The organism is Pseudoruegeria aquimaris (genome assembly GCF_900172235.1).
GTDB lineage: Bacteria > Pseudomonadota > Alphaproteobacteria > Rhodobacterales > Rhodobacteraceae > Pseudoruegeria > Pseudoruegeria aquimaris.
Genome location: NZ_FWFQ01000001.1, coordinates 142827 through 163258 on the forward strand (window position 1 = coordinate 142827; position 20432 = coordinate 163258).

17 protein-coding genes are annotated in these 20432 nt (G+C 67.4%); 5 read left to right on the top strand and 12 right to left on the bottom strand.

What is annotated here, in order from left to right:
• Positions 1 to 70 precede the first annotated feature (70 nt).
• On the top strand, positions 71 to 1390 hold the full coding sequence (locus PSA7680_RS00680) for a M23 family metallopeptidase (protein WP_176244049.1): 1320 nt from the start codon (positions 71 to 73) through the stop codon (positions 1388 to 1390).
• Entirely contained in the window at positions 1380 to 1871 is a 492-nt protein-coding gene (locus PSA7680_RS00685; RefSeq protein ID WP_085866736.1) for a bactofilin family protein, read from the top strand. Before PSA7680_RS00680 ends, PSA7680_RS00685 begins: the two co-directional genes overlap by 11 nt.
• Positions 1872 to 1971: 100 nt before the next feature.
• On the opposite strand, the gene PSA7680_RS00690 is transcribed toward PSA7680_RS00685, so the two are convergent.
• The 4 genes from PSA7680_RS00690 to PSA7680_RS00705 form a co-directional block, all read right to left on the bottom strand.
• Positions 1972 to 2880, bottom strand: a complete 909-nt coding sequence (locus PSA7680_RS00690) for a LysR family transcriptional regulator (protein ID WP_085866737.1) — start codon at positions 2878 to 2880, stop codon at positions 1972 to 1974.
• 128 nt (positions 2881 to 3008) lie between these two features.
• The gene (locus PSA7680_RS00695) at positions 3009 to 3791 is read right to left on the bottom strand and encodes a DUF2189 domain-containing protein (RefSeq protein WP_085866738.1); all 783 of its coding nucleotides are present in this window, start codon (positions 3789 to 3791) and stop codon (positions 3009 to 3011) included.
• A gap of 131 nt (positions 3792 to 3922) precedes the next feature.
• On the bottom strand, positions 3923 to 5047 hold the full coding sequence (gene prfB, locus PSA7680_RS00700) for a peptide chain release factor 2 (RefSeq protein ID WP_085866739.1): 1125 nt from the start codon (positions 5045 to 5047) through the stop codon (positions 3923 to 3925).
• Positions 5048 to 5116: 69 nt separating this feature from the next.
• Positions 5117 to 7657, bottom strand: a complete 2541-nt coding sequence (locus PSA7680_RS00705) for a penicillin-binding protein 1A (RefSeq protein ID WP_085866740.1) — start codon at positions 7655 to 7657, stop codon at positions 5117 to 5119.
• Between the two features lie 174 nt (positions 7658 to 7831).
• Here PSA7680_RS00705 and PSA7680_RS00710 point away from each other — a divergent pair, with 174 nt between their 5' ends.
• Positions 7832 to 8467 carry a class I SAM-dependent methyltransferase gene (locus PSA7680_RS00710; RefSeq protein WP_085866741.1) on the top strand — a complete coding sequence of 212 codons (636 nt, stop codon included), beginning with the start codon at positions 7832 to 7834 and terminating at the stop codon, positions 8465 to 8467.
• Positions 8468 to 8515: 48 nt separating this feature from the next.
• Here the strand turns inward: PSA7680_RS00710 and PSA7680_RS00715 are convergent, their stop codons facing one another.
• Together PSA7680_RS00715 and PSA7680_RS00720 are read right to left on the bottom strand one after the other, a co-directional pair.
• Complete coding sequence (locus PSA7680_RS00715) at positions 8516 to 9754, bottom strand: N-acetylmuramoyl-L-alanine amidase (protein WP_085866742.1); 1239 nt, start codon at positions 9752 to 9754, stop codon at positions 8516 to 8518.
• A 38-nt stretch (positions 9755 to 9792) separates the two neighbouring features.
• Positions 9793 to 10944, bottom strand: a complete 1152-nt coding sequence (locus tag PSA7680_RS00720) for a pyridoxal phosphate-dependent aminotransferase (protein ID WP_085866867.1) — start codon at positions 10942 to 10944, stop codon at positions 9793 to 9795.
• A 65-nt stretch (positions 10945 to 11009) separates the two neighbouring features.
• Here PSA7680_RS00720 and PSA7680_RS00725 point away from each other — a divergent pair, with 65 nt between their 5' ends.
• Positions 11010 to 12362, top strand: coding sequence for a M48 family metalloprotease (locus PSA7680_RS00725; protein WP_245824404.1), 1353 nt, complete (start codon positions 11010 to 11012; stop codon positions 12360 to 12362).
• Positions 12363 to 12366: 4 nt separating this feature from the next.
• Positions 12367 to 13116, top strand: coding sequence for a DsbA family protein (locus PSA7680_RS00730; protein WP_085866744.1), 750 nt, complete (start codon positions 12367 to 12369; stop codon positions 13114 to 13116).
• Between the two features lie 57 nt (positions 13117 to 13173).
• On the opposite strand, the gene PSA7680_RS00735 is transcribed toward PSA7680_RS00730, so the two are convergent.
• The 6 genes from PSA7680_RS00735 to PSA7680_RS00760 form a co-directional block, all read right to left on the bottom strand.
• A complete protein-coding gene (locus PSA7680_RS00735) occupies positions 13174 to 14067 on the bottom strand; it encodes a dienelactone hydrolase family protein (protein WP_085866745.1) in 894 nt (297 codons plus the stop codon).
• Positions 14067 to 15743, bottom strand: coding sequence for an alpha/beta hydrolase (locus tag PSA7680_RS00740; protein WP_085866746.1), 1677 nt, complete (start codon positions 15741 to 15743; stop codon positions 14067 to 14069). Before PSA7680_RS00740 ends, PSA7680_RS00735 begins: the two co-directional genes overlap by 1 nt.
• Before the next feature lie 73 nt (positions 15744 to 15816).
• Positions 15817 to 16947, bottom strand: a complete 1131-nt coding sequence (ispG, locus tag PSA7680_RS00745; RefSeq protein ID WP_085866747.1) for a flavodoxin-dependent (E)-4-hydroxy-3-methylbut-2-enyl-diphosphate synthase — start codon at positions 16945 to 16947, stop codon at positions 15817 to 15819.
• A gap of 84 nt (positions 16948 to 17031) precedes the next feature.
• The gene (locus PSA7680_RS00750; protein WP_085866748.1) at positions 17032 to 18273 is read right to left on the bottom strand and encodes a helix-turn-helix domain-containing protein; all 1242 of its coding nucleotides are present in this window, start codon (positions 18271 to 18273) and stop codon (positions 17032 to 17034) included.
• Positions 18274 to 18381: 108 nt separating this feature from the next.
• Positions 18382 to 19605 carry a 5-aminolevulinate synthase gene (hemA, locus tag PSA7680_RS00755; RefSeq protein ID WP_085866749.1) on the bottom strand — a complete coding sequence of 408 codons (1224 nt, stop codon included), beginning with the start codon at positions 19603 to 19605 and terminating at the stop codon, positions 18382 to 18384.
• Positions 19606 to 19705: 100 nt separating this feature from the next.
• The gene (locus tag PSA7680_RS00760; protein ID WP_085866750.1) at positions 19706 to 20299 is read right to left on the bottom strand and encodes a hypothetical protein; all 594 of its coding nucleotides are present in this window, start codon (positions 20297 to 20299) and stop codon (positions 19706 to 19708) included.
• Between the last annotated feature and the right edge of the window lie 133 nt (positions 20300 to 20432).

Below are 20432 nucleotides of genomic sequence, written 5' to 3' on the forward strand. Positions count from 1 at the left end.
TCGGCGACCGAGCGCGGAGGGGACACTTGCGCCGGTCTCAACGGGGACAAAATCAGGGGCAAACGAACCAGTGGCGTCTGCACTTCTGCACAAACTTCACCTTGCGTTGGAAAAGCGGCTGCCCGAACGGCGGCTCTTCCTGCGCTCCGACACCGAAACGCGTTTCATCCGGCTGCGCTCCAGCACCCAGGCCATCGCCCTCGTGGGCATCGTCGCGGTGGGAAGCTGGACGTTGGTGGCCACCTCCATCCTGCTGATGGACTCGCTCAGTTCGGGCAACATCCGCGAGCAGGTGAAGCGCGATCAGTTCATGTACGAAGCCCAGCTCAACAAGCTTTCCGCCGAGCGCGACATGCGCGCCCAGGAGGCCGCGAGCGCCCATGCGCGCTTCAGCGTCGCGCTCCGGGAAATCTCCGAGATGCAGGCCCGCCTGCTGGAGAGCGAAGACAAGCGGCGCGAGCTGGAAACCGGGCTGGAAGTGGTGCAATCCACCCTGCGCCAAGCCATTCACGAACGCGACGAGGCCCGCGCCCGCGCCGAGGAGCTTCAGCTTGCGCTGGCCGAGACCGCGGCCAAGGAGCCCGAAACCCAGCGGCTGTCCGAGGTCGAGGACACCGTGGCCTTCCTCTCCGAAGCGCTGCGCGAAACCGCCGTCGAGCGCGATCACATGCAGGCCTACGCGGCCGATGCCGATGACTACATCGCCGAACTGCAGCTGGAATCCCGCCTGAAGGACGAACGCAACGACCGCATCTTCTCCACGCTGGAGGAGGCCGTGAGCGTGTCCATCGCCCCGATGGACAAGATGTTCCGGTCCGCCGGGCTGAACGTCGACAGCATCATCGACCAGGTGCGGCGGGGCTACTCGGGCCAGGGCGGCCCGCTCACCCCGCTCGAATTCACCGTCACCGATGAAACAGAGGCCGCCGACGGCATGCGCGCCAACTCGATCCTGCAGAAGCTGGACGAAATGAACATCTACCGCATCGCCGCCCAGAAAGCGCCCTTCGACGTTCCGGTGAAATCCGCCTTCCGCTTCACCTCGGGCTTCGGGCCGCGCTGGGGCCGGATGCATTACGGCACCGATTTCGCCGCTTCCTACGGCACGCCGATCTACGCCACGGCCGACGGCGTGGTGATCCACGCGGGCTGGCAGTCCGGTTACGGCCGTCTCGTGAAGATCCAGCACGAGTTTGGCATTGAAACCCGCTATGCGCATATGTCAAAAATACGCGTGACTAAGGGCCAACGGGTTTCCCGAGGTGATCGCATCGGCGACATGGGGAACTCCGGACGTTCCACCGGCACCCATCTGCACTACGAAGTCCGTGTGGGCGGCAAGGCGGTCAACCCGATGAACTATATCAAGGCAGCTAGAGATGTTTTCTAAAAGCAGGATCAATGAAGCCGGCGCGAAATCCGGCGCAGAGGCCGACAAGCCCAAAGCCCCGGAAGCTCCGGTCAGCAAGCCGGCCCCCGAGGCGAAGGCCGTTGCGCCCAAGGCGAAGCCGCCGGCCTCCTCGCTGTCGTCCGATCTGACGATCGTCGGCAACCTCAAGACGACCGGCGACATCAACGTGGAAGGCACCGTCGAGGGTGACATCCGCGCCCACCTCCTGACCGTGGGCGAATCCGCCACCGTGAAGGGCGAGGTCGTGGCCGATGACGTCGTGGTGCACGGCCGCATCGTGGGCCGCGTGCGCGGCCTGAAAGTGCGCCTGACCTCCACCGCCCGCGTGGAAGGCGACATCATCCACAAGACGATCGCCATCGAAAGCGGCGCCCATTTCGAAGGCTCCGTGCAGCGCCAGGACGATCCGCTCGGCGGCGGCGCTCCGAAGAAGCCGGCGGCCCCGCAGCCCCAGGGCTGACCCGCGCACCGATCGCGAAAACGAAGAAAAGGCGCCCATGGGCGCCTTTTTTGATACGTCTTTTCCGGTGCGGTTTCGCGCGCCGGCACGGCGGAGGCGGTCAGGCGGCCTTGGCCTCGCCGGACACGACCGGCGCCAATGCAGAAAGCTCGCGGAACAGCACCTGGCGGATCGTGCGCAGTTTCTCGCTGCGGCGCACCTCGGCATTGGTGAGCAGCCAGAGATCGATCGGGAAGGCCGTCGCCACCGCCCGGCTGCGCTGCACGCCTTCCATCTGGGTGGCCACGAACCAGGGCATCATGCCCACGGCCCGCCCCGCCTGCACGAAGGTCATCACGCCGTCGATGTTGCTCACCCGGTGCACGGGGCTGTCGGTGTGCACCCGCCCCCGCGCCCACTCCGGCAGGCCGTCGCCGTTGCTGAGGAAGGTCACCACGGGCACCTTCGGCAGTTGCTTGCCCTCCCCGCGGGCGCCGGCGTCGAAGCGCTCGATCAGCTCGGGGGCGCCGATCGGCATGATCGCCACCGGCGCGATCTTCTGGCCGATCAGGTCTTCGTCGGGGTTGGCGGTGTAGCGGATGGCGAAATCCACGAAGCCCGAGCCCACGTCCACCAGTTCGGAATCGGCGATCACGTCGAGGGTGATGTCGGGAAAGGCATCGAGCAGCTTTTCGAGCACCGGCATCACCATGATCTTCAGCGGCCCGTCCGCCGTGGTGATGCGCACGCGCCCTTCGACCTTCTCGTTGGCGTGGCGGGCCATCTGCGCGATGGAGTGCGACAGCGTTTCCATCTCGGCCACCCGCTCGGCCAGTTCGCGCCCCCGCGGCGTGAGCCGCAGGGCCAGCCCGTCCCGGTCCACCAGCCGCATGTTGAGCCGGCTCTCCAGCGCAGCGATGCGGCGGGAGACCGTCTGGTGCGTCACGTCGAGCGCGCGGGCGGCTTCAACCGTCGAGGATGCGCGGGAAAGTGCGAGAAAATACCTGTAGTCGTCCCAGTCGTGCGCCATGAAACATGCCCTTTGTCCGGCGACACCGGCTTCGGGTGCCGCATCGCTTTGTAATTCGGGCTGATATAGGGCGAGCGCCGCCGGGCTTCAATGCGCGGCGGGCCGTGGCACCGCGCCGCGCCCGTGGCTCAGGGCGCGGTGGCGAGGCGGTAGAGATGCCAGCTCGCGTGACCCAGAAGCGGCAGCACCACCAGAAGCCCTAGGAACCAGGGGAACATGCCGACGAACAGCAGCGCGGAAATTACGATACCCCAGCCGATCATCAACACGGGGTTCGCCGTCACCTGGCCGAAGCTCGTCACCATCGCCGTGATCACGTCCAGCTCGCGCTCCAGCAGCATCGGCAGACCGAAGACCACCAGCGCGAAGGTGACGAAGGCGAAGACCGCTCCGACGGCGGAACCGAAGAGCAGCATCGAGAGCCCCTCGGTGGTGAGGTAGAGATCGTAGGAACTGGAGACGTTGACCAGCGTCATCTTGCCGAGGAACAGGGCAAAGATCATGTGGGCGATGAAGAACCAGAACAGGAAGATCATGATGATCGTCACGCAGATCGAAGGGATCTGCCGGTTGCGCTGGTTGAAGACGACGCCCAGGATCTCGCCCCAGTTCAGGGCCGCGCCGCTTTCCAGCCGGCGGCTGACCTCGTAGAGCCCCACGGCCGCGAAGGGGCCGATCAGCGGAAAGCCGAAGGCGGCGAGCCCAAGCCAGTAGCTCTGCCCGGTGGCGGTGGTGATCCACCACATCAGAAGCCCGCCCAGCGTGTAGAAGGAGCCGAAGAACAGCCCGAAGGCGGGGGCCTTGCGGAAATCCGCCCAGCCCCTCGCGAGGGCCTCGCGGATCATGGCCGGGGTGACGCGCTTGAAATCGGGGATGTCGCTGGCCTGCTCGGGAACGGCTGCGTGCTGCATCTGGGGGCTTCCTCCTCCTTGCCTCGTGGCAGAGGTTAGCCAAGCCCCGCGCCCGGCTCAATCCCGCGCGCGGCCCGTTTCAGCCGCTTCCCGATCTCAAGCCCTCAGCCCGGATCAATCCTCGGCCCGGATCAATCTTCGGCCTGGGCGTCGGCCCGGCTCTTGCCGGCCAGATCCATCGCGAGCGTGGCGGCCATGAAGGCATCCAGATCGCCGTCGAGCACGCCCTTGGTGTCGGCGGTTTCGTAGTTGGTGCGCAGGTCCTTCACCATCTGGTAGGGCTGCAGCACGTAGGAGCGGATCTGGTTGCCCCAGCCCGCATCGCCCTTGGCCTCGTGCAGGGCGTTCACCTCGGCGTTGCGGCGGTCCAACTCCATCTGGTAGAGCCGCGATTTCAGCGCCTTCATGGCGATGTCGCGGTTCTGGTGCTGGGATTTCTCGGAGGAGGTCACCACGATCCCGGTGGGGATGTGGGTGATCCGCACGGCGGAATCGGTGGTGTTCACGTGCTGGCCACCGGCGCCGGAGGAGCGGAAGGTGTCGATCCGGATGTCGGCGGGGTTCACCTCGACCTCGATGTTGTCGTCGATCACCGGGTAGGCGCCCACGGCGGCGAAGGAGGTCTCGCGGGTGCCCTTGCCGAAGGGCGAGATGCGCACCAGCCGGTGGGTGCCGCTTTCGCTCTTCAGCCAGCCGTAGGCATTGTGGCCCTTGATCTGGTAGGTCACCGATTTGATCCCGGCCTCGGCGCCGGGCTGCTCTTCCTGCAGCTCCACCTCGAAGCCGCGCTTCTCGGCCCAGCGGACATACATCCGCGCCAGCATCGCGGCCCAGTCGCAGGCCTCGGTACCCCCGGCGCCGGCCTTGATTTCGAGGAAGGCGTCGTTGGGATCGGTCTCGCCGTTCAGAAGCGCTTCGAGCTCCTTCTTGGCGGCCTTCTCCTTGAGCGCGGCAAGGGCGGCCTCGGCCTCCGCCACCACGTCGTCATCGCCTTCCATCTCGCCCAGTTCGATCAGCTCGATGTTGTCGGACAGCTCCTGCTGGATCGATTTGACCGTTTCGATCTTGTCCACCAGCAGCTGGCGCTCGCGCATCAGCCCCTGCGCCTTGGCCGGATCGTTCCAGAGATCGGGATCCTCGGTGCGGGCGTTGAACTCCTCCAGCCGGTGGGCCGCGGTCTCCCAGTCCATGCGCTGGCGCAGCAGCTCCAGCGATTTCTCGATGGCGTCGACGATGTTCTGCGTTTCAGCGCGCATGGGGATTCCTTGCTAACGGAAGGGTGTTTCAGGCCGGGGTGATAGCAACCTGCGCGCAGGCCGGCAAGATCAGTAGAGCCCGCCCGACGACAGCGTGCCGAAGCTGGCCTTGCCGCCGATCGTCTTCTTCTCGCCGGTCGAGGTGGTGATCTCCTGGGACTGGCTGTCCTCGCCGCGCGAGTAGAGCGGCAGGTTCGAGCCCATGGCGAAACCGCCGTCGTAGGCCACGCCGAAGACCGGCTCGAAACCGTCGCGGAAGTATTCCGCCACCACGTGCTCGCCCACGGCGTCGTCCGGAAGGCGGGCGCCGGTGTAGCGGTCGATCTTGATGAAATGGCCGCCGGGCGGAACGCGGAACGGCCCGCCGCCGTATTTCTTCACCGCTTCCTTCATGAAATCGTTGAACACGGGCGCGCACATGCTGCCGCCGCCGGCCCCCCGCCCCAGCGGCTTGGGCTGGTCGTAGCCGATGTAGCAGCCGGCCACGATGTTGGAGGTGAAACCGACGAACCACACGTCCTTGGCGTCGTTGGTGGTGCCCGTCTTGCCGGCCACCGGAACACCCACGTTCACGCGGCCCGCGGCGGTGCCGCGCTCCACCACGCCCTGCATCATCGAGGTGAGCTGGTAGGCGGTGACGGCGTTCATCACGCGTTCGCGGTTGGAGACGATGCGCGGGCCCACGCCCGGCTCCAGCGACGCGAGCTGGCAATCCTCGCACTTGCGCTGGTCGTGGCGGTAGACCGCCCTGCCCCAGCGATCCTGCACCCGGTCCACCAGCGTGGGCTCCACGCGCTCACCGCCGTTGGCAAACATCGCGTAGGCCGCGACCATCTTGTAGAGGGTCGTCTCCTCGGAGCCGAGCGCGTTGGGCAGGTAGGTGCCCATGCGATCATAGACGCCGAAGCGTTCGGCATAGGCGGCCACGGTCTCCATGCCCACCTCCTGCGCAAGCCGCACCGTCATCAGGTTCCGGGAGCGTTCGATCCCGGTGCGCAGCGGCGTCGGGCCGTAGAACTTGTTGGAGGCGTTCTTCGGGCGCCAGACCTCGTTGCCGGAATAGATCTCGATCGGGGCGTCGATCACGATCGTCGCCGGGGAGTAGCCCGAATCCAGCGCCGCGGCGTAGACGAAGGGCTTGAAGGAAGAACCCGGCTGCCGCGTGGCCTGGGTGGCGCGGTTGAACACCGAATGCTGGTAGGAGAAGCCGCCCTGCATCGCGATCACCCGGCCGCTGTTCACGTCCATCGCCATGAATCCGCCCTGCACCTCCGGCACCTGCCGCAGGGTCCAACGGATGAACGCGCCGTCATCGTCGCGCGTCATCGCCCGCACATGGACGACCTCGCCCACTTCGAGCAGATCCCCCGCCACCTTGGCCTTGGGGCCGAGCGTGCCGTCGCTGCGGCGCTTGCGCGCCCAGGTCACGTCCTCGGGGGGGATCCAGTGGCCGTCGGAATCCTCTTCCACGCCCTCGATGCCGATCCGCGCGTGGGTGGAGCCGACCTCCAGCACAACGGCAGGATACCAGCCCGCGATGTCGCGCGCGACCTCCACCCCGGCGAGCGCCTCGCGCCAGCTTTCTTCGCTGCCCAGCAGCGCCGGGTCGATCCGCTCACCTGTGCCGCGCCAGATGCCGAGGCCGCGATCGTATGTCTCCAGCCCCTTGCGCAGGGCCGCGGCGGCCTCGTCCTGCATCTCGCGGTCGATGGTGGCGCGGATCGCGAGGCCGCCGGAGAAGAACTCCTCCTCGCCGAAGTCGCGGCTGAGCTGGCGGCGGATCTCGTCGGTGAAATAGTCGCGCGGCGGCAGCGCCGAGCGGAAGCTCGGGATCTGGCCGCCCTGCACCGTGTCCAGCGGCGCGTTACGGGCCTCTTCGTATTCGGCGTCGGTGAGATAGCCGTTCTCGTTCATCTCCCGCAGCACGAAATTGCGCCGCTCGATGGCGGCCTCGGTATCGCGCACCGGGTGGTAGTTCGAAGGCGCCTTGGGCAGCGCGGCGAGATAGGCCGCTTCCTGCGCGTTGAGCTCTTCAAGCGACTTGTTGAAATAGGTCTGGGCCGCGGCGGCAACGCCGAAGCTGTTCTGCCCGAGGAAGATCTCGTTCAGGTAAAGCTCGAGGATCTTGTCCTTGGAGAGCGTCTCCTCCAGCCGGGAGGCGAGGATGAGTTCCTTGATCTTGCGCTCCGCCGAGCGGTCCGAGGACAGAAGGAAGTTCTTCATCACCTGCTGGGTGATGGTGGAGGCGCCGCGCAGGCGGCCGCCCTGCAGCGCGTCCAGCCCGGCCTTGACCATGCCGAGCGGATCGTAGCCCTTGTGGGTGTAGAAATTCTTGTCTTCGGCCGAGATGAAGGCCTGTTTCACGAGATCGGGGATTTCCTCGCTGGGGGCGAAGAGGCGGCGTTCGCGGGCGAATTCGTCGATGATGCGCCCCTCGCCCGAGTAGATCCGCGAGATGGTCTTCGGCGTGTATTGCGCCAGTTGCTCGTGGTTGGGCAGATCGCGCCCGTAGATCCAGAAGATCGCGCCGATGGTCAGCGCGACGGCAACCGCCCCGATGGTGAGCAGGCTGAAGATGCCGCCGAAGAAGGAAAGAATAGCCCGGATCAAGGCACTGCTCCCGAAGTTCTCTGTTCTGACGCGTGTATATGGGAGGCTTTGCGCAGCGTCAAAAGCGCCGTAGCGGCCTTTCGGCTGTTTCCCGCTTGATCCCAAGCGCCCGGGTGGCATCCTATCAAGCGGGCGGCGCGCCGCCCACGGCTAATATCAGGCCCGGAGGTCACGATGACGGGAGCAGACGAGGCCGCGCGCGCGGCCGCCGCCGCGCGGGACATCCTGCCGCTCTACGAGGATAGATCCGCCTATTTTCAAGAACATCGCGGGCGCACCCTGTTCGAGAGGATCTGGCTCGACCGCTTCCTGCGCGCCCTGCCCGCCCCACGCGACGTGCTTGACATGGGCTGCGGTTTCGGCGCGCCGGTGGCCTCCTACCTCACGCAGGCGGGCTGCGCCGTGACGGGGGTGGACGGCAGCGCCGCGATGGTGGCCGCTTTCCGTGAAACACTGCCCGGATCGGAGGCCCGTCACGCCGACATGCGCCGCCTCGCCCTGGGCCGGCGGTTCTCCGGGCTGCTCGCGTGGAACAGCCTCTTTCACCTCACGCCCGAGGATCAGGCCGCCATGTTCGCCGTCCTCAAAGCCCATGCCGCGCCGGGGGCCGTCCTGATGTTCACCTGCGGGCCGGGCCAGGGCCTGGCCATGGGCGAGATGGACGGCCGCGCGCTCTATCATGCAAGCCTATCGCCGGACGCCTACCGCGCCTGCATGGAGGCCGAGGGGTTCGAGCCGCTTCTCTTCATGGCGGAAGATCCGGCCTGCAACGGCCATTCCGTCTGGCTGGCGCGCCGTCGCGGCAGCTAGCCGCGCGGGCGCCGGGCCGATCACGCCGGGCCTATCACTCTGGGCCGATCACTTCCGCAGCAGCCGCGCCTCGGCGGCATCGGCCGCCGCCCATGCCTTCAGCCCGTCGAGGATGGCGCCCGCCGCGCGGTCGCGCCAGGCGGCGTCCTGCAGGCGATCCAGATCGCTGGGATTGGAGAGAAAGCCCAGTTCGATCAGCACCGAGGGGATGTCGGGCGATTTCAGCACCGAGAAGCCGGCCGAGAGCTTGGGCTTCTTGTAGAGGGTGATCTCGTTGGCCTTCAGCCCGTCCAGCAGCGCGGAGGCGAGCTTGTCGGCGCGCGGCATGGTATCGCGGCGCACCATTTCCATCAGCACGATGGCGATCACGTCGTCCTGTTCGGTCAGGTCCACGCCGGCGAGAAGCTGGTCGCGATCGTGGCGTTCGGCCAGCAGCGCCGAGGCGCGGTCCGAGGCGCGGTCGGACAGCGTGTAGAGCGTCGTCCCGGTGGCGCGGCCCTCCGCCAGCGCATCGGCGTGGAGCGAAAGGAACACGTCCGCCCCGAAGGCCCGCGCTATGGAGACGCGGGTTTCCAGCGGCACGAAGACATCCTCTTCCCGCGTGAGAAGAACCTCGTAACCCCCTGCCCGAAGGAGCTTTTCCTTCAGTTCGCGCGCGAAGGTGAGCATCAGGTCGGCTTCCTTGTGGCCGCCGCGTTCCGCCCCCGGATCGATGCCGCCGTGGCCCGGATCGAGCACCACGCGCAGGGGGCGGCTGCCGTCCTGCCGGCGCACCAGCGGCGGCACATCGGCCGGTTGCGGGCGCTCCCAGCCCGCGCCCGGCGGCGGGCCGGCCTGCGCGGCGTAGGTTTCGGCGTCCACGGCTTCGGTGCGCAGGGTGATGGCCGCGCGCCCCGTGGCCGGATCGGTGCGCATCCCGGCCTCCACCACCGCCTGCGGCCCGGCGAGATCGATCACCATGCGCGACCAGCCCGGCCGGAACACACCGAAGCGCAGCCCGGTGGCGTTGCTGCCGCTCAGTAGGTCGTCCGGCGTGATCCCGCTGAAATCCACCTCGCGGAAATCCAGCACCACCCGACGCGGTTCATCCAGCGTGAAGACCCGGTAGGGCACCGGCTGGCTCAGGAGCAGCTTCGCCTCGATGCCGCCGCCGCGTGCATCCGCCACGCCACTGCGCGCGGCCTCCAGCCGCGCCAGCGCGCTGAACTCCTGCGCGCGCAGCGCCCCCGACTGGGGGGCGCAGGCCAGCAGGCCGACGAGGAGTATCCGAAGTGCTGCCCGAAGCATCTGCCCTGCCCGTGCGGTTTGTCTTGCCCTTGGCGCGATCATAGCGCCGCGCGGCGCGCCATGTAAGCCTGAAGCCGCGCGAGGCCTTCGCGGATGTCCTCGGTGGCCCGCGCGTAGGAGAAGCGGATCCAGCGGGCGCCGCGCTCGGGGTCGAAATCCAGACCCGGCGTCACAGCCACCCCCGCCTCGCGCAGGATCTCCTCGCAGAAGGCGAGGCTGTCGTCGGTGAAATCGCTCACGTCGGCGTAGATGTAGAAAGCCCCGTCCGGCGGCGCGAAACGGGTGAAGCCCGCTGCCTTCAGCCCGTCCACCATCAGCGCGCGGTTGGCGGTATAGACGGCCATGTTGGCTTCAAGTTCCGCGTGGCTATCCAGCGCGCCGAGCGCGGCCACCTGCGAGGCGTGCGGCGCGCAGATGAACATGTTCTGTGCCAGCCGCTCCACCGTGCGCACGTGATCCTCGGGCACCACCATCCAGCCCACGCGCCAGCCCGTCATCGAGAAATACTTGGAGAAGGAGTTGATGACGTAGACATCATCGGTGATCTCCAGCGCCGAGACCGCCCGCTCGCCATACTGGATGCCGTGGTAGATTTCGTCGGACACGAAGGAGATCCCCTGCTCGCGGCAGGCCCCGATCAGATCGGCGAGTGCCTGCTTGCCCAGCATCGTGCCCGAAGGGTTGGCCGGGGAGGCGACGATCAGCCCGTCGAGCCCCTGCCCTTCGAGATCGCCCGGCACCGGCTGGAAACGGTTTTCCGGCGCCGTCTGGAGGCCGACCGCCTCCAGCGAAAGCGCCTTGAGGATCTGGCGGTAGCTCGGGTAGCCCGGCAGCCCCAGCCCGACGCGATCGCCCGCGTCAAAAAGCGCCGTGAAAGCCAGCAGGAAGGCGCCCGAGGAGCCCGAAGTCACCACCACGCGCGCCGGATCGAGATCGACGCCATACCACTGCCGATAGAGCCGCGCGATGCCGGCACGCAATTCGGGCAGGCCGAGAGCCACGGTGTATCCGAGCGCATCGCCCTCCATGCCCTCGGCCAGTGCCGCACGCGCGCCTTCAGGGGCGGGCGTGCCCGGTTGCCCCACTTCCATGTGGATGATGTGGCGCCCCGCGTCCTCGGCTTTGCGCGCGGCTTCCATCACGTCCATCACAATGAAGGGATCGACCTGGCTTCGGCTTGAACTCTTCATCTTTCGCTCCATACTGCCCGATGTCCGGGTTTTCACAGCGCCCGGGCGGGAGGTCAATGGCAGGCATGACATCTACCGCGCATCTCACCCGCTTCTTCGCGGGGCTGCTTGTCTGCCTGCTCGCCTTCGCGCCGAGTGGCGCACGGGCACAATCGCTGATCCGGGATGCCGAGATCGAGCGCTCGCTCAAGGAACTCGCGCGCCCGCTGATCACCGCCGCCGGGCTGAGCCCCTCGCGCGTGCGCATCATGGTGATCAACGATTCCTCGCTGAATGCCTTCGTGATCGATTCCCGCCACGTCTTCCTGCACTCCGGGCTGATCATGCGCATGAAGGAGCCCGCGCAGCTTCAGGCGGTGATCGCCCACGAGCTGGCCCATATCGCCAACGGCCACCTGACCCAGCGCGCGCTGAACCTCGGCGCGGCCCGCTCCGCCGGGATGATGGGGCTGCTGCTTTCGGCCGCCGCCGCCGCCGCCGGCGCCCCCGATGCCGCCGCCGGGATCGCGATGGGCAGCCAGCAGAGCGCGCTGCGCGTCTTTCTCAAGCACACCCGCGCCGAAGAGGCCTCGGCCGATCAGAGCGCCCTGCGCTTCATGGCCGCCGCCGGCGTGGATCCGAACGCCATGGTCGAGGTGCTCAACATCTTCCGCGGGCAGGAGGCGCTGTCTTCCGGTCGGCGCGACCCCTGGGCCTCCTCCCACCCGCTGACGACGGATCGCCTGCGCGCCGTGCGCGGCTACGCGGCGAGCGCGAAACCGCGCGAAGGCAACGATGCGGCCTCGGCCTACTGGTTTGCGCGCACGCAGGCCAAGATGCAGGGCTTCCTGCGCAATCCCAACAGCGTGCTGCGCCGGGTGAAGAAAAGCGATACCTCCGAGATCGCCCTGCTGACGAAGGCCGTGGCCTACCACCGCATGCCCAACCGGAAACTGGCCTATGCCAACATCGACGCGCTGATCGCCAAGCGCCCGAAGGATCCCTACTACCGCGAGTTGAAGGGCCAGATCCTGCTGGAAAACGGCGAAGCCGCAGCGGCGGCGCAGGCCTATGCCCAGGCCGTCAACCTTGCGCCGGACCAGCCGCTGATCCTCGCGGGCTACGGGCGGGCGCTGCTGGCGCAGAACACCGCCGAGAGCAACCGCAAAGCCCTGCAGGTGCTGGAAAAGGCCCGCAGCCGCGACAGCCAGGATCCCCGGATGCTGCGCGATCTGGCCGTGGCCTACGCCCGCGCGGGCAACAACGGCATGGCTTCGCTGGCCACCGCCGAACGCTATGCCCTGAGCGGGCGGATGCGCGATGCCGGCACCCACGCCACCCGCGCCGCCGGTCTGCTGCCGCGCGGCACCTCGGGCTGGAACCGGGCGCAGGATGTGATACGAGCAAGCGAACTCGCAGCGAAAGCGAAAAGGAACTGACCCGATGAAACGCCTCCTCCTTGCCGGAGCCGCCCTTGCGGCCCTCGCCTCCTCCCCGGCCGCGGCCTTCGACATCTCCGCCATGTCAGACGCCGAGCGCGGTGCCTTCCGCGAGGAAGTGCGCAGCTACCTGCTGGAAAACCCGGAACTTCTGCTGGAAGTCATCGCCGTGCTGGAGAAGCAGCAGGCCGAGGCGCAGGCCACGGGCGATCAGCAGCTGATCCAGACGAACGCCACCGCCCTCTTCGAGGATGAAAACAGCTGGGTGGGCGGCAACCCCGAAGGCGACGTCGTGCTCGTGGAATTCATGGACTACCGCTGCGGCTACTGCAAAAAGGCTTTCGAGGAAGTCGAGGCCCTGCTCGAATCCGACGGCAACATCCGCTTCATCGTGAAGGAGTTCCCGATCCTCGGCGAAGAGAGCGAAATGGCCGCCCGCTTCGCCATCGCCACGCTCCAGCTTGAAGGCGATGCGGCCTACAAAGCCGTGCACGACGATCTGATGACGATGCGCGGGCAGGTCAGCGAAGGCTCGCTGGCCAAGATCGGCCGCGCCGCCGGCATCGACGTGGAGGCCGTGAAGGCGCATATGGACAGCGATGACGTCTCCTCCGTGATCGCCGAAAACCGCGCGCTCGCCGCGCGGCTGAACATCTCGGGCACGCCCGGCTTCGTGCTGGGCGACACCATGCTGCGCGGCTACCTGCCGCTCGACGCGATGCGCGAAGTGGTGAAAGAGATCCGCACCCAGTAACAGGCCCGCCGCTGTCCGGCCTGCAGGCGCCCGCCCCTCGGCGGGCGCTTTCGCGTTTCAGGGCTGCCTTCTGGACTGCGTTTCGGCCAGGAAATCGAGCGAAAGCCGGCGCGCCCTTTCGGCGGCCTCGGCATCGAAGGTGAGCGTGGAAAGGGCCGATTTTTCCCGCTGATCGAACCCGTGGGTGACACCGGTGAATTCCTCCACCCGCACCTCGCGCCCCCGTGCCTGCATCCGGGCGGCCAGTTCGAGGCAGTCGGTTTCATCCACGATGGCGTCATCCTTCACGAGCAGCATCCGCACGGGAATGTCCGCCTGCCAGCCCTCCAGCGCCACCCGGCTGACGGGGCCGCAGTAGGGATAGGCCAGCACGGCGGCGTTGACGCCGGCAAGCCCCTCCGCAGCGATGCTGTCGGGCCAGCGCGTGAGCGGCCCCGGCACCTTGTCGATCCCGTGAAAGGCCAGGAGCTCCAGAATGGCCCAGCCGCCGTGGGAGGCCCCGATCAGCGCGATGCGCCCGGGATCGGCGAAGTCCATCCGCCGCACGTCGTCCAGCGCCACCGCCAGATCCGCCGCGCGCTCGCTGCCGTTGAGCAGTTGCCCGGCGCAGACGAGGCGCCAAACCTCGGCGGTGAGCAGCCCGCGGGGGCCGTGGCTGTCCACCTGCACCGAGGCCCACCCGGCGGCGGCCAGATCGCGCGCGGCGGCCTCCAGGTTGTCCTTCGGCCCATCACAGCCCGAGGCCAGCAGCGCCGTAGGATGGGGCGGCGCGAAACGAGCGGGATCGGGCCGGGTGATCCGGTAGTAGGGGCTCAGAAGGGCCGATAGCTCTTCCGGCGTATGGTCCACCGCCGAAAGGCCGAACACCGTGCGAAGGGAATTGGCCGCGAGCAGCAGCACCAGCAGCAACGCCACCCCCACCCCGATCCACAGCCCGCGCCCACGCCGCATCAGAGGGCAGAGCCCCGCGCCGCCATCAGCGCCTTCAGCGCATCCGCGCGCCCGTCCGTCCAGCCTTCCGGCGCAAGGAGCTCGGCCCAGGCGTCCACGTAGTCGCGGGCGATATAGAGATGGCCGTAACCCTCCACGTCCAGCGCGATCGCCATGTCCAGCGCCAGCTGGAACATCGTCACCAGCGGATACCAGCGGAATTCCGGCGCAACGTCGGGCGCGCGCGGCGCGTTCATCCAGTCGGGCTTCTCGTAGGCGGTGCGGAAGCTGAAGGCCACGATCGGATCGGAGCCGTAATGCAGGAACACGAAGCGCATCGGCCCCCAGGGGGCGTCGATCTCGTTCATCGCCCCGTTCTGCGTCATCACCCGCACGAGGGAGGAATTGCCGAAGGTGGGGCGCCAGGCCGGGCTGCCGGGCACCCGGTCATCGCGCACGAACTGCCACAGCGGGCTCAGGAAGGGCGAGCCGGCCCAGAGCGCGCCGTCGATCGGATCGGCCAGCAGATCGAGAATGGGCAGCGTGGACTGCGAGTTGAACGCCCCCTGGCTGAGCCCGTGCACGTAGAAGCGCGGTCGGCTGTCCTTCGGAAGCCCGGTCCAGTAATCGTAGATCGTTTCGAACAGGGCACGGGCCTGATCCACCCCGTATTCCGGGTTGCTGAGCAGCGAGAGCGCGCTCGTGAGGTAGGAGTATTGCACCGAAACGGTGGCCACGTCCCCGCCGAGCATGAAATCCAGCGTGTCATGGGCGCCCGGATCCATCCAGCCCGTGCCCGTGGGCACCATGACGACCAGCGTCGAGCGGTCGAACCCGCCCTGCCGGATCAGTTCCCGCAGGGCGATCTCGGCCCGCGCCTGCGCGGTGTCGGCGGCCCGCCGGCCCACGTAGACGCGCACCGGCTCCAGCGCGGGGCCCCCGGTGAAGGCGGCGATCTCTTCCGCGGTGGGCGCGGTGGCGACGAACTCGCGCCCGCGCCGACCGAGTTCTTCCCAGTTCAGCAGCGAAGCGGCACTGCCCGTCTTGCCCGGATCGGTCGGTTGCGGCGTGCTCGGCTCGATCAGCAGGTCGGCGGCTTCGAACGAGGCATCCGCCGCCTGGAAGGCCCGCGCGACCAGCACGCCCGAGGTGACGGACCAGACGAGATAGCCCAGCAGAAGCAGCGTCAGGACCGCCCCCACCCTTGGCGGAACAACCGCGCGCAGCAGCCGCTGGAGCACGTCGAAAGCCGCGCCCAGAAGGCGACACAGCCCCCAGAGCAGCAGGAAGCTGCCAAGCCCGAAGCCCGCCACCGTGAGGGGGTGGCCCGTGCGCACCGGCTCAAGCTCCATCACCGCACGGGTCGCGTTCTGCCAGTCCGCGGCGCGATAGAGGCAATAGAGAATCGCGATCAGGCACAGCCCGTAGGCCGCACGCCGTACCAGAAGGGCCGCGCCCGCGCCGAGATGCGGCAGTTCAAGAAAGTTCCACAACCGCCTGATCTGATTGCCGATTTCGTAACCGATCACCGCGACGATCCCGCCCAGAAGCCCCTGCAGCACCGGATCGCGCGGCACCAGCGAAGGCGTCAGGGCGGCGCAGAAGCAGGCCGTGGCCAGCAGCAGCGGCAGCGCATGGAGGCGATAGCGCGGCGGGGGAAAATCGGCGGTGCGGGAAGATCGACTGTCGAAGGGCATGGCGGATCCGGTTGCAGGCGTATCACCGCCTGCTTAACACGCGATCCGGCCCTGGCAAAAAGCTTTGCGCGGCCTATTCCGCCGCCGCAGCCGCCGCCTCCTGCGCCTCGATCTCGGCGGCGCGCTTCTCCACCTGTTCGACGATGTGATCCACCATCTCGTCGTTGCTGAGCTTGTGGCTCTGCTTGCCCGCGAGATAGACCATTCCCGAGCCGGCACCGCCACCGGTGAAGCCGATGTCCGTCATCAGCGCTTCGCCGGGGCCGTTCACCACGCAGCCGATGATCGACAGGCTCATGGGCGTCTTGATGTGTTCGAGCCGCTTTTCGAGCTTTTCGACCGTCTTGATCACGTCGAAGCCCTGCCGCGCGCAGGAGGGGCAGGAGATGATGTTGACGCCCCGGTGGCGCAGGCCGAGCGATTTGAGGATGTCGTAGCCGACCTTCACCTCTTCCACCGGATCGGCCGAAAGCGAGACGCGGAGCGTGTCGCCGATGCCCATCCACAGCAGGTTCCCGAGCCCGATGGCGGATTTGATCGTGCCCGACATCAGGCCCCCGGCCTCGGTGATGCCGAGGTGGATCGGCGCATCTGTGGCCTCGGCCAGCGCCTGGTAGGCGGCTGCGGAGAGGAAGACGTCGGAGGCTTTCACCGAGATCTTGAATTCGTGAAAATCGTTGTCTTCCAGTATCTTGATATGCTCAAGCCCGCTTTCCACCATGGCTTCCGGGCAAGGTTCGCCGTATTTTTCCAGCAGGTGCTTCTCAAGCGAGCCGGCGTTGACGCCGATGCGGATGGAGCAACCGTGATCCTTCGCGGCCCGGATCACTTCCTTCACGCGGGACTCATCACCGATGTTGCCGGGGTTGATGCGCAGGCAGGCGGCGCCGGCCTCGGCGGCTTCGATGGCACGTTTGTAGTGGAAGTGGATGTCGGCCACGATCGGAACCGGGCTTTCCTTCACGATCTCGCGCAGTGCGCGGGTGCTGTCCTGATCCGGCGTGGACACCCGGACGATATCGGCCCCCACCTCGGCGCAGGCCAGAACCTGCTTGATGGTGGCGGCGGCGTCGGAGGTGTCGGTGTTCGTCATCGTCTGCACCGCGATCGGCGCATCGCCGCCCACGGGCACAGTGCCGACATGGATCTGACGGGATTTCCGGCGGTAGATGTTGCGCCACGGGCGCACATGGTTGAGCGACATGCCCACCCCCTGCAATCGGCTGCGGTTTCCCTGACTAGATAGAGGAGCGCCCGCCCGTAGGCAACGGGGGCAATGCGCGCGGGGCTATTCCGACGCAGGCGCCACCGGAGCGGCCGGCGCGGCTTCCAGCTCGGCCACGATGCGCGCGAGATCCCGATCCCGCTCCAGATCGGCCACCTGGTAGGTCTCCTTCAGCGCCTCCGCCGAAAGCGCCACCTGCTTGGCCACCGAGGTGCCCTGCCCCGCCGGGCCGTAGGTTTCGCCGTTCACGCGGAAATAGACGCTGCCGGAGTTGCCCGCGCGCAGGCGCGGGGCTTCCTCGGTGGCGGGCAGGACGTATTCCTCGCCCGCGTCGAGGATCTTTTCGAAAAGGACGGTGCCGTCGGCGGCGCGCACGCGCACCCAGGCCGGGCGCACGGCGAACATCACCACTTCGGGCGCTTCGTCCTCCACCACCTTCACGAGGGCGGATTCGATGGCCTCGGCCTGGCTCGCGGCCTCGGCAACGGCCACCGGTGCCTCCTCGGGCAGGGTCATGGGTGCGAGCACGCCGAAACTGGCCGGATCAACAGCGGCGATCGGGCCATCACGCGCTTCGAGCACGGGCACCTCCAGCGCCTGCGGGCGGTAGAGGCGATCCAGCGCCTCCGCCGACGGCGGCGTGAAGCCCGGTGCGGCGCCGACTTCGGCCACGTCGATGGGCGACTCCGCCAGCGGATCCACCTCTGAGATCAGGCCGGGCGATTGCTCCACCGGGGCGAATTGAACCTTCTGGACCTCCTGAAGCACGAACCAGCCGCCGTAGCCGATGCCCGCCAGCAGGCAGAGCAGCACGAGGATGGAACCGATGGCTCCCGGCTCGATCCCGCTGAACATCGCCTGATTGCGCGGCACGAAGGGCGTGGCCGGGTTGGCGAAGAGATCGTTGGTGTTGCGGAAGCCGCTGCCCTTGTCGGCGGGCTGTTTGCGCTTGGAGGCCGACTTGTAGCCATCCTTGGAGCCGAGCCCGTCCACGATCTGGAAATCGCTCTCCGCGCAGAAGGTGCTGTAGGCCCAGTCCGGATCCAGCCCGAGGTAGCGGGCGTAGGAGCGCACGTAGCCGGCCACGAAGCCCGGCGTTTCGAAGCCGGAGGGATCGCAGTTTTCGATGGCGGAGATGTAGGCGGCCTTGATCTTGAGTTCGCGCTGAACGTCGAGGAGAGATTTGCCGAGCGTGGCGCGCTCGCCGCGCATCACGTCGCCGAGGCGCAGATCGTAGGCATCGAAGCCCTTCGGAGTTGCCTCCGGCTGCGCGTCACCCTTTCGGAGATCTCTCCGCCCGATCATTCAGTCGTCCCCATGCCTTCGCTTCGCCCCGTGGGCAGCGATTCTTCCCGCGCCACCCTATTACCCTAACGATAACACAGGACAATCGATTCGGCAGGATTCCTCGCGTCAGCCCGCCATGTCGGCACGATTCAGCGCACAGTGGGACCAGAGCGCGTCCAGCGCGTGCACCAGCGCGTCCATCTCCTTCGGGCCGTGCACCGGCGAAGGGGTGAAACGCAGGCGTTCGGTGCCGCGCGGCACCGTCGGGAAGTTGATCGGCTGCACGTAAATTCCGTGATCTTCCAAGAGCATGTCCGACATCATCTTGCAGTGCACCGGGTTGCCCACGATCACCGGAACGATGTGGCTGCCATGATCGATCAGCGGCAAGCCCAGCCCCTTGAGGCGGGTCTTGAGGATCCTGGCCTGGGTCTGGTGCCGGTCGCGGAGGGATTGATCGGATTTTAGGTGTTTTACCGAGGCCGCCGCCGCCGCGGCCACGGCCGGGGGCAGCGAGGTGGTGAAGATGAAGCCCGGCGCATAGGAGCGGATCGCGTCCACCATCTTGGCGGAGGCGGCGATGTAGCCGCCCATCACGCCGTAGGCCTTGGCGAGGGTGCCGTTGATGATGTCGATGCGGTGCGCGAGCCGGTCGCGCTCGGACACGCCGCCGCCGCGCGGGCCATACATGCCCACCGCGTGCACCTCGTCGATGTAGGTCAGCGCGCCGAATTCATCGGCGAGATCGCAGATCGCTTCGATCGGCCCGAAATCGCCGTCCATCGAGTAGACGGATTCAAAGGCGATCAGCTTGGGCGCGGCCGGATCGTCGGCCTCCAGAAGGGCGCGCAGGTGATCAAGATCGTTGTGGCGGAAGATCCGCTTGGCCCCGCCGTTGCGGCGGATCCCCTCGATCATGGAGGCGTGGTTCAGCTCGTCGGAATAGATGATGAGCCCGGGGAACAGCCGCGGCAGCGTCGAGAGCGTGGCATCGTTGGCGATGTAGGCGGAGGTGAAGACGAGCGCCGCCTCCTTGCCGTGCAGATCGGCCAGTTCGGCCTCGAGCCGGTTGTGGTAAACCGTGGTGCCCGAGATGTTGCGGGTGCCGCCGGAGCCGGCGCCGGCGGCGTCGATGGCTTCATGCATGGCCGCCAGGACGGCCGGGTGCTGGCCCATGCCGAGGTAGTCGTTGCCGCACCAGACGGTGACGGGGCGCTCTTCGCCGGAAGGATGGCGCCATGTCGCGTGGGGGAAATGGCCGTTCTTGCGTTCGATGTCGATGAACGTGCGATAGCGGCCTTCCTCGTGCAGCGTGGTGAGCGCAGCATCCAGTTTGGCGGTGTAATCCATTGGCTTGGCGTCCTTTGCTAGTGCCTGGGCCTTTCGGGCGTCTTGCAACATTAGTGCGCCGGGCTGAGTCCCGACAGGTTACAATTTGCCGCGATGCGGGTCAGTCATCCTTGATCACGATCAAACAATCGGCCGCCCCCTTGCGGGTGGATTTGCCGTTGCAGTTGGAGACGGCGAAATTCTGCGCGCCATCGCCGCGGAACACGCTCCACTCCCCCGTCTTGGGCGAGATGGCCATGGCCTTGGGGGCTCTGGCACGGCGGTATTCCTTGCGGAAGCCTTCCGTCGCGTCGCGGCTCAATTGCAGGGGCTGCGGCTTCCAGCCCTTGGGATAGACCCGCAGCACCACCTCGCAGGGCGCGCCGCCGTTGCGGCGATCGTTGCAGGTGGCCAGCGCGGCCACCTCGGCATCTTCCATGCGGTGGAAGTTCGCCGCCGATGCGGCGGCGTTGGAGAACATGCCCTCGTCCGGCGGCACGGCGACGGCGGCGTAGTAGTTCTGCGTCTTTGCGACCTCCTCCAGCAGCTTGCGGTCCTGGTCGCTCAGGAAGCCGGCCTTGGAGATCGCGATCCCGATTCCCTTCTCCGGGAACAGCATCGCGCGGGCCTCCTTTTCCGAGAAGACCTGTGCCGAGGCCGCGCCGGCGGCGGCAAGGCCGGCAACACCAAGAACGAGCGTGAGAATTTTGCGCATGGGCGATCTCCTGTTGGCTTGCCTTCGAACCTATCGCCACAGGCCGCCGGTGCAAACCCCGCAAAGCGCCCTCCGGCGTCACACCCCGGGTGCTGGCAGCGCGCGGGCTGGACACCACCGCGCCGCCTGCTAG